Source organism: Streptantibioticus parmotrematis (assembly GCF_019890615.1).
Lineage (GTDB): Bacteria > Actinomycetota > Actinomycetes > Streptomycetales > Streptomycetaceae > Streptantibioticus_D > Streptantibioticus_D parmotrematis.
The window spans coordinates 111,414-126,821 of sequence record NZ_JAINVZ010000013.1 but is presented as its reverse complement, the minus strand read 5'-3'; the positions used below and the strand labels follow the sequence as shown (position 1 = coordinate 126,821).

Below are 15,408 nucleotides of genomic sequence, written 5' to 3'. Positions count from 1 at the left end.
TACCGGCGAAGGGGCGCGTCGGCTGGGGGCTGAGGACAGGAGGTCCGTCCGGGTCAAGCATGGATGTCCGCCGTGTTCTGGGCCAGAGCCCACTTGATGCTGGCAACCACACGTTCGGCGTACTCCTTACGAGTCACCAGGGTGTTGTGCCCTGCGCCGGCTACGATGTCGTGCCGTCCCAACGTCGACAACTCGACCAGTTCTCGCTGAAGCCCCAGGTGAGCCGGATCCGAAAGGGCCGTTCGCCCCGCCGTCAGCACCGCTACCGGAGTCGACGACAATGTCTTGAGCCGCGAGGCGTCGTGCGACCAGGAGCGGCTCCATTGGCGCAATTCCCGGCCGGCGGACCACCAAGTTGCGGGCACAGACATGCGCGCTTCGGTCATCCCTGCGGTCTCGCCCGGCAGGTAGCTGAAGGGACCAGTTACTGATGCGTCGGCTTGACCCGCAGTCGATGCGCCGATAACTGCTTGAATCCACTGGGTGGTTAACCGCTGCCGAACCCAGGGGAGCGTCTCCCGCTGTCCGGCGGAACGGTGAAGTTGCTCGGGGTGTGAGGAGTCGACGAACACCAGGCCGCAAACCAACTCCAGGTGACGACGCGCAAAGCAGCGAATCAATACTCCGCCTACCGAATGCCCCACCAGGAGAAAGGGCGGCTTCGCTCCCACCCGAGCGAGCAACGCGACCAGCGCCTCAGTGTTCCACTCAGCGTCCCGCGCCCAACGGGCCGGTGCGCTCCAGCCAAGGCCGGGCCGGTCGTAGGCCACATAGTTGACATCGGGGCCGAGACCGCGGAGCACCCACGACCAGGCTGTGACGGGGCAGGCCATCCCACTCTCGAACACCACAGTCGGACCGTCCGAGCCCGTGTCCGCGAGAACATGTACGTCGCGGTGACCGAAGCGCACCATCCTGCCGGGCGCTGAATGCGCCCGGGCGATCCGTTGTGTCCGCGCCAGCCGTATCGCGGCGGCGCCGGCCCCCGCACATGTCAGAAGGGCGAGCGCGGCAACGGCACCGCAGGGCGGCATACCGCGTGACGAGGCCTCCGCTACGCCTACGGGACGTCCTGCCCGTACCGCGAGACCGACGGCTGGCGCAATTTCCCACCTCCGCCTGCTGCCTGGAGGTCCAAGCGAACGCGACACATGCGCGATGGCCGGGTACGTCGCGCAATAAGACCAGACGAAACGGTTGAGTCCCATGAAGCGCGCGTTGCCGAGGTGAAACGCCAGGCCGGCAGCGAGGATGGCTCGGGCGACCGGGCGGGGCGCCACAAGCACGAGAGGAAAGGCCAGTTCGCCGGCGATGGTCGACCAGGAGAGCGTCTTCGCGAGCCACGGTCGATCACGTACCGCCCGGTGGAGAAAGGCGTCGCCGAGGGCCTCAGTGCGGAAGATCCGCGGAATGGCTGACCCGTCCCGCCACACCGGGGAAGCCAGCTTCGCCGCCCCGGACGTGGCGTAGGACAGGCAAGCCTGGGCCGCTAGGAAGGCCACCACTGCCTCCCTGGCTCGCCGGTCACCGCCACTCGCCTTCTCCAACGCCGCGCAGGCGTAGGTAACGAAGGCCAGAGGGTCGGACCCGTCGAACCCGTATCGAGTGCGGGCCTGCAGGCCGTACGACGTCAGACACATCGCGGACGATAGCGCTGCCCTGGCCGGGCGGCCGATACGGGGTGCCAGAAGCCCCAGCGCGGCGGCGCCCCGCGCAACGACAAGGCCCAGCACCTGGGGATGGCCGAAGAGGCGATCCAAGGCCGGCACCGCGGGTGCCCAGGAGCGTGGAAGAGCGTACCGGCCGACGTCCCATGCGAGGAAACCACCCGGCGCCAGTTCCACGGGCGCCGAAAGCTGCTCAAGGGCTCCGATCAATTGACCTACGGAGGTGAGCACTTCCGCCTTGCGCAGCACGGCGTCGAGGTCGTCGCCGAAGCCCATAAGTGTCTCCCGAGGTGGTGAAGGCTGGGGCTGGGCGGTCCCTCTCGCATGGGTGCATGCACGCCCAAGACCCCGGCACCGCAGGTGGGGTGGTAGTGGAATCCTGGGCGCGGCCGTCAACCGAGGTGGCTCAGCAGCTCCGCAACGGAGAGCCCACGGCGGGCACTCACACCCGGTTGCCGTTCTTCGACCACGTGATGGCCGATCCACCAGGCGGTCGGCGTCTCTCGCGGGGTGACAATCTTCACCTCGGTGGCACCGAGCGCCGGCACCACCGCCTCGGCTTCACTCGCGCGGAATCCGTCGTCGCCGACCACAGTGTTCTCCGCCCACTTGGCTACGAGCGACTCGTGGGTCCGAACCATCCTGCACTCCCTTCCCGCTCCCCCGGACTCGGATAGTCCGTCTCGCTGGCCGGCGAGTAGATCCAGCGGAGCTAACCATGCGTTTCCGTATTTCCCATGAACGGCGCACACAGATCGGCGCGCAAGCCCAGCCGGAGGCCACTCAAACAGCGACGCGACAAGCATGATCGGCGCTTTGGTGACCATCGGTCGGCATCTTCGCAGTATCACCCTGCGGCTGGTACAGGGACCACGTCCCCGATCTGTCCGCCTCTGCGTACCCGTCTTGACGACCCGTAATGGCACGCACACGCGATAGCCCCTGCCCATGCCCCCAGAAGTCAACGGTGTTACCGCAGTTCAGCAGCGGTGTGCCTTCTCCTGTCAAGCCATCACACGCCATGTGTCGCCGTCTCAGCAACGTCTATCGCGGCCCACGCCAAGGGGCTGGCGGGTCGACACACGCGGTGCTATCAAGACAACTGGACATCCGTGGTACACCCCACGGCCGCGGAGCCACACAATCCATCGTGTACCGAATATCTCACCGACACCGTTGTCGATTCCCGTGGTACTGAAGAATGCCGATGCTTATGGAGGCCACAGCAGTGGAAGAGTCGCGAGTTACGGCACGGAAAGACAACGATCTGACGCCCATCCCTTTGATGGAACTGGTGACCGGGTTCTGGGGGTTTAAAACCCTCACTGCCGCGATCGGACTCGAGTTGTTCACACACTTCTCACGACGCGGCCCCGCTACCTGCGAAGCGGTGTGCACCGTCCTCAGGCTCGAACGTCGGCCGACCGACGCTCTGCTGGCCGCGTGCGCGTCCCTTGGGCTGCTGGAGAAGTCAGGCGATCGCTATCGCAACACTGCCCTGGCGGAAAAATTTCTAGTAATCGGCCGCCCTTTCTACTTCGGTAGCTTCGTCCGATTCAGCGACCAACGCGAGTACCCGGCCTGGCACCATATCGTCGACGCACTGCGCAAGAATCAGCCTACCGCATGGGATCCTGAAGCCCAAGAGTCTCCATTTATCCCGCAGGACCCGGTCATGAGGGATCTCTTCTTGGAGGCGATGCATTCCCTGTCCACCTTCACAGCAAAGGTGCTTGGCGACACATGCGACTTCACGGGGTATTCGCGGGTGCTGGACGTCGGCGGAGGTTCTGGTGCATTCCTGACAGAGTTGTGCCGCCGCCATCCTCACCTGTCAGGCACAGTCTTCGACCTCCCACATGTGTGCGATATCGCCCAGCAGAAAATCGCGGCCGCAGGTATGGACCATGCTGTTACCACCTTCACCGGGGACTTTCACAGTGATGAGCCGCTGCCGACTGGATACGACCTCATCCTCCTGAGCATGATCCTCCATAACTGGGACGAGACCACCAACCGCCGTATACTGGCAAAATGCCACACGGCGCTGCGACCAGGTGGCACCGTTATGGTGTGCGAACTCGTTCTCAACCCGGAACGTACCGGACCCCGCAGTGCGGCGCTCATGGGGATGAACATGCTCGTCCTGACCGATGGCGGCCAGAACTACTCCCAAACAGACTATGAGACGTGGCTGACCGAGGCCGGGTTCGAAGAGCCCTCGCTTATACCACTCGATGCTGCCGGCGCCAACGCTGCTCTCGTCGCGGTCCGCTCTTGAGGTGACCTATTCCCGGCCGTCGGTTGTTGGGTTGGTCATGGGGTACCAAGCGGCACTGGTTCCTTCCGAGGGGGTGTGGGAAATTGCCTGGGCCCAGGATCAGGTCGCCGTCGGCCGCTCCGCGCTTCCCTAATCACATCGCCCCGGGACAACACCGCGCCCCAGGAAATCGGCAAGCTCCGTCGGCGCATGCCTACTGCGAGGCTCCGAGGCCCTTTCGTATCCGGGGGGGTGTCCGACCACCGGAAGATCATGGCTTGTTAGCTCACATCTCGAACTACCCTGCGTCGCTTAGCGCTGATCGCAGACACAGCTGAGCCTCGTCGAAGCGACACGACTTCTCGTTGTGCCTCTTCGCCTCCTCCCCTGCGCCGACTACAACAGACCGAGGATTTGCGGTGATCACAGTCCGTGACTATCTCTCAAATTTTGCGGCACCGTCGGACCAACACGGTCGGACCCTGCCTGAGGTCTTCGAGTCAGCTCGGGAGACCTTCGGTGCCGCCCCGGCCGTCCTGGGCTCCGGTGAGCCGCGAAACTGGAGCCACTGGCGCGGCGAATCCCGCGCGCTGGCCGCAGGATTGCGAGACCTGGGTATCGACACCGGCGACGTAGTCGCCGTCCACCTTCCGAACTGCTGGGAGTTCCTGGTGGCTCACGTCGCCGTCGCCGAAATAGGCGCGGTACTGATGCCTCTCCACCTCGCCTACCAGGAGCGCGATTTGCTTGCTCTGATACAGCGCGCGAGGGCCCGCCTGCTCATTTTGCCGGCCGCACGGCGAGCCGTCGACGGCGAGCTTTTGAGCGACCGGTTGCGCTTCAAGGCCTCCTCCTTGGACCACGTGTTGACCGTCGGCGGACCTGGCTCGCCGAGCCCCGGGCCTGGACCGGGCGCGGATGAGGGAACGTTCGCCTCCTTGGTCGAAGGTCACCGTGATGCCCGCCTTCAGGAGGCCGCTCTAGCTCCGGACGCGCCGTTCGTTCTGTTGCCGTCATCGGGCACCGTCTCCGGACAGCCGAAGCTTTGCATGCACGACCACGGTGCACTGTTGGCGAACGCCGCGCAGGTGGCACTGGAGGGCGGGACCGGCAAAGGCGACACGATGATGAGCGCCAGCCCGTTCACCCATCTGTTCGGGCTGCTGTCCGTCCATCTGTCCCTGCTCACCGGAAGTCGCCAAGCCCTGCTCCCGCGCTGGGATGCCGAACTCTGCCGTGACCTCATGGTTCGCACCGGTGCCAGCGTGCTCTTCGCGGTGCCTGCCCAGTTGCGGGATTTGACAAGGGAGTTGGACTACGAACCGAAACCCGGACGTCTCGGACTGCGAGAGGTACGGACGGGCGGCGCACCGGTGTCAGGCTCGCTCGTGACCGACGTACGGAGGTTGACAGGCGCGGCCACTGTCGTTCAGTGGGGAATGTCCGAACTAGGCGCAGGGATGGTGACCCGCGCCGACGATCCGCCCGAAGTCGCAGTCGGCAGCGTCGGCCGTCCGCTAACTGGAAGCAGCGCACGCGTCGTGGACGACGACGGTCGGGTTCGCTGTGACGGCCATCCTGGAGAACTGCAATACCGTGGACCGCACCTGTTCCGTGGTTACCTGGGCCAACCGGATCTCACCCGGGCGGCTTTCACGCCGGACGGCTGGCTCCGCACCGGTGATCTGGCCACGCGAAACCCGGACGGCACCTTCAGCCTCCGAGGGCGGACAGCCGAGGTTATCAACGTCGGTGGCGTCAAGTTCAGCGCGCCGGAAGTCGAAGGGCTACTCGATGACATGCCGCAACTCGCGGCGGCGGCCCTCGTGGGCCGACCGGACGCGAGGCTCGGGCAGTACCCGTGCCTTATCGCCGCGACGCGTTCCGGCGCCGTCCTCGACCTGGCAACCGTCCGGGCGCACCTCCAAGCGAAGGGCGTGTCGGGCTACATGTTGCCGGTGGAACTGGTCCTCGTCGACGAGGTGCCGTTCACTCCCAGTGGCAAAGTAGCCCGCGGTCGACTACTCGAACTCCTCGAACTCCTCGAACGCAACACATCGCATGCCTTGCCACAGGACGGAAGTTGGCGAGAGCGGGTCATCGCCGAGCCTGCTGCCCAACGGCACCTGACTGCATTGGCGTTGATTCGAGACAAGCTCACCGCGATACTCCACGTCAAACAGGAGGCAGCTGCCGGACGAAGGTTCCGCGAACTGGGCCTCGACTCAATGGGCGCCGTGCGGTTGGCTATCGAGTTGTCCGCGACGACTGGTCTGCCGTTGCCGACAACCGCAGTGTTCGACCATCCCACACCCGAGGCGCTGGGTCGCCATCTGGTAGAGCTAGCCATGGGGTCCTGTACGAGTCGGCCGATCACCGCCGACCGGCCAGCCGAGGCCGTCGTTGCGGCTGGTCCGGGCGACGACGACCCGGTCGTTGTCGTCGGGATGGGCTGTCGGCTGCCAGGCGGTGTACACAGCCCACAGGACCTGTGGCGGTTGCTTGACGAGGGCAGGGAAACGGTCGGCCCGCTCCCCACCGACCGTGGCTGGGACATCGACGCCCTGGTTCATCCGGACCCCTCTCGTCCAGGCCGCTCCGTCACCCGTCTCGGCCACTTCCTGGCCGAGGCGGCCGGTTTCGACGCGCGCTTCTTCGGCATCCCACCACGTGAGGCGCTGGCCATGGATCCTCAGCAGCGACTGCTGCTGGAGACCACCTGGGAGGCGCTGGAACAGGCAGGCATCGATCCCACCTCTCTGCGGGACTCCGACACCGGTGTCTTCATCGGTCAGATGGCATCCGACTACGCGCCTCGCCTCACCGAGGCGCCCGCGGCCTACGACGGCTTGCTGATGACCGGGAATGCGGGAAGTGTCGCCTCCGGCCGAATCTCCTACACACTGGGCCTGACCGGTCCCGCCCTAACGGTCGACACGGCCTGCTCCTCCTCCCTCGTCGCCCTGCACCTCGCCGTACAAGCGCTGCGTCGCGGAGAGTGCTCCCTGGCTGTGGCTGGAGGCGCGACGATCATGGGCACTGCGGCTCCGTTCGTCGACTTCAGCCGGTTGGGCGTGCTGGCGCCCGACGGCCGCTGCAAAGCGTTCGCCTCTGAAGCGGATGGCGCGGCGTGGGGCGAGGGCGTCGGCGTCCTGATATTGGGCCGACTGTCCGACACCCGACGGTACGGCCGTCCGGTGCTCGCCATCGTCGCCGGCTCCGCTGTGAATCAGGACGGTGCGAGCAACGGACTGACTGCACCGAACGGAATCGCGCAGCAGCAGGTACTGCGCCGGGCCCTGGCCGACGCCCACGTCACTGCCCGGCAGGTCGACGTGATCGAGGCACATGGGACCGGCACGCCGCTGGGGGACCAGATCGAGGCCGAAGCGCTGCGCTCGGTCTACGGTGCCGACCGTGACGTGGAATGGCCGGTATGGCTGGGCTCGCTCAAGTCGAACATCGGTCACACCCAGGCCGCAGCCGGCATCGCCGGAGTCATCAAAACCGTCTTGGCGTTGCAGAACGAGATGCTGCCGGCCAGCCTGCACACCGGCCGGCCCCGCGCGCCGGTGACTGCGGATCCCCCAGGGCCACTGAGACTGTTGACACGCGCCAGGCCTTGGCCTCGTTCGGATCGCTCTCGGTACGCTGCAGTCTCGGCTTTCGGGATCAGTGGCACCAACGGCCACGTCATCCTCCGCGAACCTCCCGCCGCTCCACCGGTCCCTCCTACGCCGACCAGACCAGATTCGGCGGTCGGCGGCCCAGTGCCGTGGGTGTTCTCCGCGCGCAGCGCGTCGGCTCTGCGCGCGCTCGCGGCGAAGCTGGTGACCCGTGTGGGCAGAGCGGACCCGCGGGAGGTGGGCAGAGCGCTGACCACCTCCCGGTCGCGATTCGAACACCGGGCGGTTGTCGTGGCACCGGACGAACCGGGTCTGCGCGCAGGCCTCGACGCGGTCGCCAAAGGTGTCGTGTCCGATGACGCAGTGGTCGGTACGGCGCTTCCCACGGGCAAGGTGGTCTTCGTCTTTCCCGGACAAGGCGCGCAGTGGGCGGGAATGGCTGGAGAACTGCTCAGTGATTCAGAGGTCTTCGCGCGCTCGATCGCGGCGACCGAACAGGCTCTCGCCCCGCATGTCGACTTCTCCGTCACCGCGGTTCTTAGAGGGGCGCCGGGGCACCCCTCTCTGCAGAGGGTCGAGGTCGCGCAGTGCTCGTTGTTCGCGGTCATGGTTGCCCTCGCCGAGGTGTGGCGTTCGCTAGGTCTGTGCCCGGACGCGGTGGTCGGCCACAGCCAAGGGGAGATCGCAGCCGCCCATGTGTCGGGAGCCCTGTCATTGCAGGACGCCGTCCTCGTAGTCGCGCGACGGGCCCTCGCAGTCCGCGAATTGGCGGGCGGACGGATGGCGGCCGTCGCCCTTTCCCGGGATGAGCTGTCGCCCCATTTGGCCAGGTTCGAAAGCCGGTTGTCCTTGGCAGTGGAGAACGGTCCGAGTTCCACCGTGGTGTCCGGCGCCGCGGAGGCGGTCTCGGAGCTTGTGGCCGAACTACGCGGACGAGGCGTATACACGAAGCCCCTGGACGTGGACTACGCCTCCCACTGTGCCTCGGTGTCCGGCATCAAGAAGCGGCTGCTGCGGGACTTCGACGGGATACGGCCTGGAGCCGCCAAGATCCCATTCTTCTCCACCGTCGTCGCCGGCCAACTGGACTCCCAGGAGTTGACCGCCCGGTACTGGTACCGGAATCTGCGTCGGCCAGTGGAGTTTCACAGGACTGTCCACGCCTTGATGGAATTCGGGCACACCGCCTTCATCGAGATCAGTCCACACCCCGCTTTGGTCCAGCACATCCAGGAGGCCGCCGACACGGCGGGCCGGTCTGTCACCGCTGTCGGCACGTTGCGGCGCGGCGAAGGTGGCCGACGACGTCTGCTGCTGTCGGCTGCGGAGGCCTACACCAGCGGAGTGCCCGTCGCATGGCAGGAGTCGTTCGCCGGCCTTCCCAGCCGTCACGTCGAGTTGCCCTGTTATCCCTTTCAGCACAAGCACTACTGGCTGCCGGGCGGACCAGCATCAGGCTCCGAGGCCGGGCCGCCGGTCACCGAGACCCCGGTCAAGCCCGCTTCGGTTCCGAGGACGGTGGAAGGTCTACTCGTCCTGGTCCTCGCCCATACTGCCCGAGTCCTCGGTCACGGCGACGTCACCGGCATCGACGCCGACGCGGCCTTCCTGACACTCGGAACCGCCTCGCTGGCCGCCACCGAACTGCGTACCCGGCTGGCACGAACTCTCGGCATGCCACTGTCAGCCACCGTCGTTCTCGATCAAGGCACACCCCGCGCACTGGCCTCCCACTTGTGGAGACTGCTGCAGGAACGCACCGGCACTCACGAACAACTCCCGTCTTCCTCAAGGGATCGCTCGGCGACACAGCCGACACTGCCCGAAGCTTGCCTACCACTACCGCGCTCACCAGGGCTGCCCGACACGCTGTCGGCCCTCTACCAGCACGCCTGCCGGACCGGACACGGAGAAGCGGCCTTGGATCTGGTCAGCGCAGCGGCGCGGCTTCGGCCGACTTTCACGGCCGACGCCGCCTGCGAGCATGCGTCCGAGCCGGTGCGCTTGGGCACGGTGGAGACGGGCCCGGCCCTGATCTTCTTCCCATCGCTGCTGCCGGCCGCCGGACCACACGAATATGTTCGGCTCGCGCGCTCCCTGCACGACAGCTGCCAGGTGCTCGCCCTTCCCCACCCAGGCTTCCCAGTCGGCTCTTCCCTCCCACGCGGCCTCGACGCCCTGGTGGCCGCACACACCACCGTCCTGGACCGATTCATGAGCTCAGGGCCGCTGCTGCTATGCGGGCACTCCTCCGGCGGGCTGGTCGCCCACGCGGTGGCGGCCCACCTCGAAGAGCTGGGGCGTCCTGCGAACGGTGTGGTCCTCCTCGACAGTTACTGGCCCGACGACTTCCTATGGACCCAACTACTGCCGCGACTGCTGAGCAGCGCGGCAGCGCTGGGGCAGCCGCTCACAACGTCCGGCCTCAGTACTGAACGGCTCACCGCGTCCGGTGGCTACCTTCAGCTTTTCACGGGGTGGCAGCCCGGCCCGATCCGGACTCCGACCCTGCTGCTGCGGGCGCGGGAACCAGTGCCCGAGGTCCCGACGGACTGGCAGAGCAGACCATGGAAATTGCCGCACCGCCAGCTCAGCATACCCGGCAACCACTTCACCATGCTGACCGATCACGTGACAGTGCCGGCCGAGATGATCAGGCGCTGGTACGGCACCGGCACGGACGGAGCCCCCGACCAGCCGGGAGCCGGACGACGCCCAGCTGGCATGCCCCCTGAGACCCGGACGGACCTTTGGACCGAGGAGTAGACGACGACCGTGACCACCACCCACTACGACGAGTTCGTTGAGATGTTCACCGACCCCATCCTCGTCCCGCCCAACGCGGTCGGCGACCCTTCATACCTGGCCTCCCCGTACCTGGGGCTACGCCACCTCCAGGCTCGGCTCAACGACGACCAGCCCCTTCTGGCGGACCACGGCCGGTTGCGCACATTGCTGGAACTGAGCGCAGTGGTCGACCCACGGCTGTTCCACGCGATGTTCTTGCACCACTGCATGACGATCGGGCCCGCACTGGACCAGGGTGCCGACGAGTCCGACCTGGCCGAACTCTCCTCGGGGCGGTGGATCGGTACCCCGCTGATGACCGAACTGGGGCACGGCAACAGCAGCAACGCTGTTCGCACCGAGGCTCACTTCGACCCTGAGGCCCGCGAATTCATCCTGCACACCCCTACCCATGAAGCGGCCAAGCACCCTGCGAGTGTCGGTCTGGAGGGTGTGGCCAGAGTCGGCGTGGTCAGCGCGCGGCTGCGGGTCGGCGGAGCGGATCGTGGGACGGCCCTCTTCCTCGTCCCCCTGCGAGACGACGCCGGCCCCCGCCCCGGAGTCCTGATCGATCCATACCCGCATACCTCGCTGCTTCCAATGGATTACGCGGCGGTCCGCTTCGAACACGTCAGGGTGCCTTATCGGCGCTGGCTCAACGACGGCGCCTTCATCACGAAGGACGGCTCCTTCCACGATCCGCTGGACGGACCTACTGCCCGAACCCAGCGCAGTCTCGGGATGAGTCGCTTCGCCTGGGGCGCCGTCACGGCGGGGCTCGCGGCCGTGGCACGGGCGAGCGTCGCCCTCGCCCTTCCGTACGTGCAACGCCGCACAACGTTCGACCGGCTCGGCGGCGCTCTCCCATCCATCCGCCTCCTCGGCCAGCAGCGACTGCTGTTCGGCGCCGCAGCGGACGCGCTGGCGGCGACCGTCGTAGCCCGCCGCGCGACCCGGAACTGCTGGCACATACCACCGGGAGGTGGGTGCGGCACCCGCCCCTCCGCCACGGCGATGCGCGCCTCAGCGCTTGCCAAGGTGACCGCCGATGTCCTCGCCGACGCGACTGTGTCCCGGTGTCGATCCGCGTGCGGCGCCGCGGGATTCTTCTCTGTGGGGCGGCTGATCGACTATCAAGCGCTCACCTTGGCCTTCCAGAGCGCCGGCGGCGACAACCGCATGATCCTTCTGGATTCCGCCTGGGCGATGGCAGACAGCCAGGATTATCTTCCGCCTGCGGACGAGCGCGTTCGGGACGGCTGGATACGGATGTTCCGTACCAGAGAAAGACTCTTGCACACCGAACTCATCACGAGCCTGCGGACGGCCGAGGCCGAGCACCGCCCCACGTTCGAGTCGTGGAACGACCGGGCCGGACTCGCCTCACGCTTCGCCGAAGCCCATGCGGTGCGCACGACGACAGAGGCACTGTACGAAGAGTGGCACGCCCCGGTTGCCCCTTACACCGTTCGCCCATTGCTCGAGGGCCTCTACCAGTTGTTCTGCCTGCAACAGGTGTCCCCCCACTCCGGTTGGTACCTTGCCCGCGGCATCCTTGCCGCCGATGAGGTCCTGAGCCTGCCAGAACGCATCGATGGCATCTGCCGGGCCCTCGCGCCTCGGGCGGACGACCTGGTTGGCTTGCTCGGCACGCCAGGACCACTGCTGCGCGGCTGGCTGACATAGTCGGGGGCCGTCCAGAAGCCGCAGGCCGATCGTGACTGAATCGGCATCACATACGCGTCGGGCTGGACAGCGGACACGCATAAGGCTCTATGTGACGGAGAGCTTGATGGAGTTCCGCATCGCTTGCAGTGGCGATCAGCACGTCAAGGTTTTCGGCGGGCGCGAATAAGGCCGCGAGTCTGGTCTTGACGACCACGCGTGGCACGAGATAGCACGTGACAGGCGCTCGGCGCCCAGAGAGGCGGCGTATCGTCGGCCCCGTCGTGAAGGGCCAGGACGCCTACGGTGGCCAAGAGGGGCACAACTCCTCGCGCCCGTACCCAGGCATGCCAGGTGCGACAGCACGGTCTTGGGGGGGGACCGGTACGCTTGAACGAAGCGTGCCCGGCCCCTCCCGGTTCGCATTGGGGCCACCGCCGAACGGGTCGCGCGCGGGGTCAGCGGTTCACACGGCCGCCGCCCCGCGTCCCGCTGGCTGGGGGGCGAACACGCCGAAGGAGGCGTGACGGGCCTCGCGGCTCCGCGACGGACCACAGCACGCCAATTATCGCCGTTGAGTACTGGTCGATCCCTTCGTTCCTTCCCTCACGCAAGGCGCTCGATGCCGATGGTGGTGGCATCGAGAACGAAACGGTAGCGGGCTTCTCCGCTGACCAGCCGAGCTTGCACTTCATTGATCTGGGCAGCGGAGACGACATCGATGTCGGGGGTGATTCGCTGCTCGGCGCAGAACGCGAGGAGTTCCCGTGTCTCTGTGGTTCCTGCGGCGGAGACGCCGGCCAGCAGGCCGTGGCTGCGGGTCAGCACTGCCGGGGTAACGGACAGCGGCCCCTCGGATTGTCCAGTGAGCACCATGGTGCCTGCCCTCCGTAGCATCCGGAGTCCGGGATCGAGCGACTGCACAGCGGAGGCTGTGTTGACGACCAGATCGAAACGTCCGCGCAGGCGGTCCAGAGCGGCGGGGTCACCCGCGACGTGGAACTCGTGCGCCCCAAATCTCAGGGCGTCCTCCCGCTTCCTCAGGGATCGGCTCACCACAGCGACCCGGGCGCCCATCGCAGCGGCCAGTTTGACGGCCATGTGCCCGAGTCCGCCGAGTCCTACCACTGCAACCGCGGTGCCGGGCCCCACTCTCCAGAAGCGAAGTTGCGAGTAGGGCACGATACCTGCACAAAGCAGAGGAGCGGCGGCCGCGAGGTCAAGACTGTCCGGGATTCGATGGACGAAGGGCTCCCGCACCACAATCCGGTGGCTGTAGCCGCCATACATGTGCTGTCCGTAGTAGTCCACGCCCCCGTGGACGGGTACAGGCCCCAACAGGCAATGCTGCTCGGCGCCTTTGAGGCACTGGTCGCAGACACCGCAGGAGTCGACGACGTAGCCGACTCCTACCCGGTCCCCGACTTGGTGGGTCGTCACGTGATCGCCGATGGCCGCTACGAACCCAGAGATCTCATGGCCCGGTACCGCCGGCGAGCTGGCGCTCGCCCTAGCGTCTCCCGCCACGTAGATGTCGCTGTGGCAGATTCCCACGTACGTCACATCGATCAGCACGTCGTACGGCCTGAGTTCCCGCCGGGTTATCGCCACCGGCCGCAGCACGGCCCCTGGTCTTGGCGCGCCGAGGGCGACGGTGTCATAGCTCATGAAGCCTCCCGAGTACGAAGCCAACTGGCGTTCCCCCGCCGCCGGCGCGTCTGCCCTACGGGGGTTGCCCACCGCCGTATGCGTTTGACCGGCCGCGCGTGTCCACACAGAGTTACGTAGGCTAAGCGATGCGCGTTCATCTCAATGCACGATGAATCAGGCGTTGTCCTCAACCCAGGAGCGTGCAGGTCCTGCGGTGCTCGGTCCAGCCATTCCCGAGCGCTTGTGGCCCCAGCGGCCGCCGCGCTTCCATCGAGCAGCCGTGGCACCGCGCCGTCGCTGGAGGTCGCTCCGCCGCCTGACCGCTCGCCCTGTTTCGCGACGCGGTCATCGCGAACTGCTTCTACTGGCCGTACCTGATTTCGTGCAACCCGGGTCGCCCGCCGACGGGTTCCGACAGCCAGCGCGACGATGCCGCAGGCCCCATGAAGGCTATGACACGCTCAAAGAAGCCGGTCAGACCGTGGCCCGGTATGTGGGACGACCGCACCACAAGGTGCTCCACGTCCTGGGCGGCGAGGAACTGGTTGGCTTATCACGCGCGGTCCTCGACTCTGCCCACGTCCGCGCTGAAGAAGGGGGCGAACTTGCAGGCCCGAGCCCTGTGGAACCGGGTAAGCCCGGGTTCCAGGATCAGTGTCCTGTTGGATGCGAACGGACTGCCTCTACGTGTCGTCCTCTCCGGGGTCAACAGCCACGACAGCCACGCTCTCAAGCCGATACTGCCCCACTTCCACATGGGACACGAACTCCATGCAGCCGGCTCCAAGCCCGTGCGTCTTCATGCCGACAAGGCCTACGACGTCCCTCATCTGTGGCGATGGCTATGGGGCAAGCGCATCGGTGTCCGCATCGCCCGTTAGGGCATCGACTCGGGCGCCGCCGCTGGGTCATCGAACGCACCGCGTCCTGGCTGACGGGCTACCGCCGCCTCACCCACCCATACGAACGCAACCTCAGCAACTACCTGGCCTTCCTCGGACTGGCAGCCCGCCCTCCGCTGTTACAGACGCTTCCGCAACCTCACCATGTAGGACACCGTCTACTGATATTGCACTCATGGAGTCGTAGGGGCCGACGGCTCATCGCCCATGCGGTACCACCGAGGTATGCGGTATCCACAATGCGGCGGGCTGGCTGCCGAACGGCGATAGTGTCGCAAGGAGTTACGGCTCAGGGCCGCCGAACGATTCGCCCAGGGCGAAGCGAGCTCGGTGATCACCGAGGACCTGCGGGTCAGTGTCCGCTCGGTGCAGCGGCGGTAAATGTGGGACGAGGGTGGTCCGCGGGCTCTGCGGTCACAGGTGTCGACGTCGCTTCCGAGGCTGAGTGAGAAGCAGTTCGCGCAGTGGGAAGGGGAGCTGGCCAAGGGGCCGGCCGCGCGCGGTTGGGAGGACCAGCGCTGGACTCTGGACCGTGTGGAGACGGTGATCGGCCGGTTTCCACTGAACGTCGGGGTGGTTCCCGCCGGACAGAATGACATCGGGCGGGGAGCCGTGCCGGTCGACGATCAGATGGTGCTTGCTGCCGGGGCGGGCCCGGTCGACCGGCGAAGGTCCGATGTGAGCTTCCCTTTGAGTGCCCTGACGTCCGAGCCGTCCACTGCCGCGTCATCCATGTCTAGCAGGCCGACCGCCCGCAACTCCGCCAGAAGGACCTTGTGCAGACGAGGCCAGACACCAGCCTCGGTCCAGTCCCTCAAGCGGTACCAAGCGGCCACCTCGCTGCTGACGGC

At 66.5% G+C, this 15,408-nt stretch carries 6 protein-coding genes and 2 pseudogenes; 5 read left to right on the top strand and 3 right to left on the bottom strand.

The annotated features are described in order from the left end of the window. Positions 1 to 53 precede the first annotated feature (53 nt). Both K7472_RS19415 and K7472_RS19410 read right to left on the bottom strand, forming a co-directional pair. The gene (locus K7472_RS19415; RefSeq protein ID WP_222979767.1) at positions 54 to 1,943 is read right to left on the bottom strand and encodes an alpha/beta fold hydrolase; all 1,890 of its coding nucleotides are present in this window, start codon (positions 1,941 to 1,943) and stop codon (positions 54 to 56) included. Positions 1,944 to 2,059: 116 nt separating this feature from the next. Next, positions 2,060 to 2,308 (bottom strand): hypothetical protein, encoded by a 249-nt coding sequence (locus tag K7472_RS19410; RefSeq protein ID WP_222979766.1) that lies wholly within the window; start codon positions 2,306 to 2,308, stop codon positions 2,060 to 2,062. Between the two features lie 644 nt (positions 2,309 to 2,952). Here K7472_RS19410 and K7472_RS19405 point away from each other — a divergent pair. The 3 genes from K7472_RS19405 (at position 2,953) to K7472_RS33480 (ending at position 12,026) form a co-directional block, all read left to right on the top strand. Further along, positions 2,953 to 3,948 carry a methyltransferase gene (locus K7472_RS19405; RefSeq protein WP_252395895.1) on the top strand — a complete coding sequence of 332 codons (996 nt, stop codon included), beginning with the start codon at positions 2,953 to 2,955 and terminating at the stop codon, positions 3,946 to 3,948. Positions 3,949 to 4,346: 398 nt separating this feature from the next. After that, the gene (locus tag K7472_RS19400) at positions 4,347 to 10,319 is read left to right on the top strand and encodes a type I polyketide synthase (RefSeq protein ID WP_222979764.1); all 5,973 of its coding nucleotides are present in this window, start codon (positions 4,347 to 4,349) and stop codon (positions 10,317 to 10,319) included. A 9-nt stretch (positions 10,320 to 10,328) separates the two neighbouring features. After that, positions 10,329 to 12,026, top strand: coding sequence for an acyl-CoA dehydrogenase (locus tag K7472_RS33480; RefSeq protein WP_222979763.1), 1,698 nt, complete (start codon positions 10,329 to 10,331; stop codon positions 12,024 to 12,026). Between the two features lie 585 nt (positions 12,027 to 12,611). Here K7472_RS33480 and K7472_RS19390 read toward each other — a convergent pair. Next, complete coding sequence (locus K7472_RS19390; protein WP_222979761.1) at positions 12,612 to 13,673, bottom strand: NAD(P)-dependent alcohol dehydrogenase; 1,062 nt, start codon at positions 13,671 to 13,673, stop codon at positions 12,612 to 12,614. Positions 13,674 to 14,151: 478 nt separating this feature from the next. Between K7472_RS19390 and K7472_RS32785 the strand changes: the two are divergent. Next, positions 14,152 to 14,707: pseudogene (locus K7472_RS32785) on the top strand (transposase); the annotation flags it as partial. A 75-nt stretch (positions 14,708 to 14,782) separates the two neighbouring features. After that, positions 14,783 to 15,112 (top strand): annotated as a pseudogene (locus K7472_RS33845) (IS630 family transposase); the annotation flags it as partial. Positions 15,113 to 15,408 lie beyond the last annotated feature (296 nt).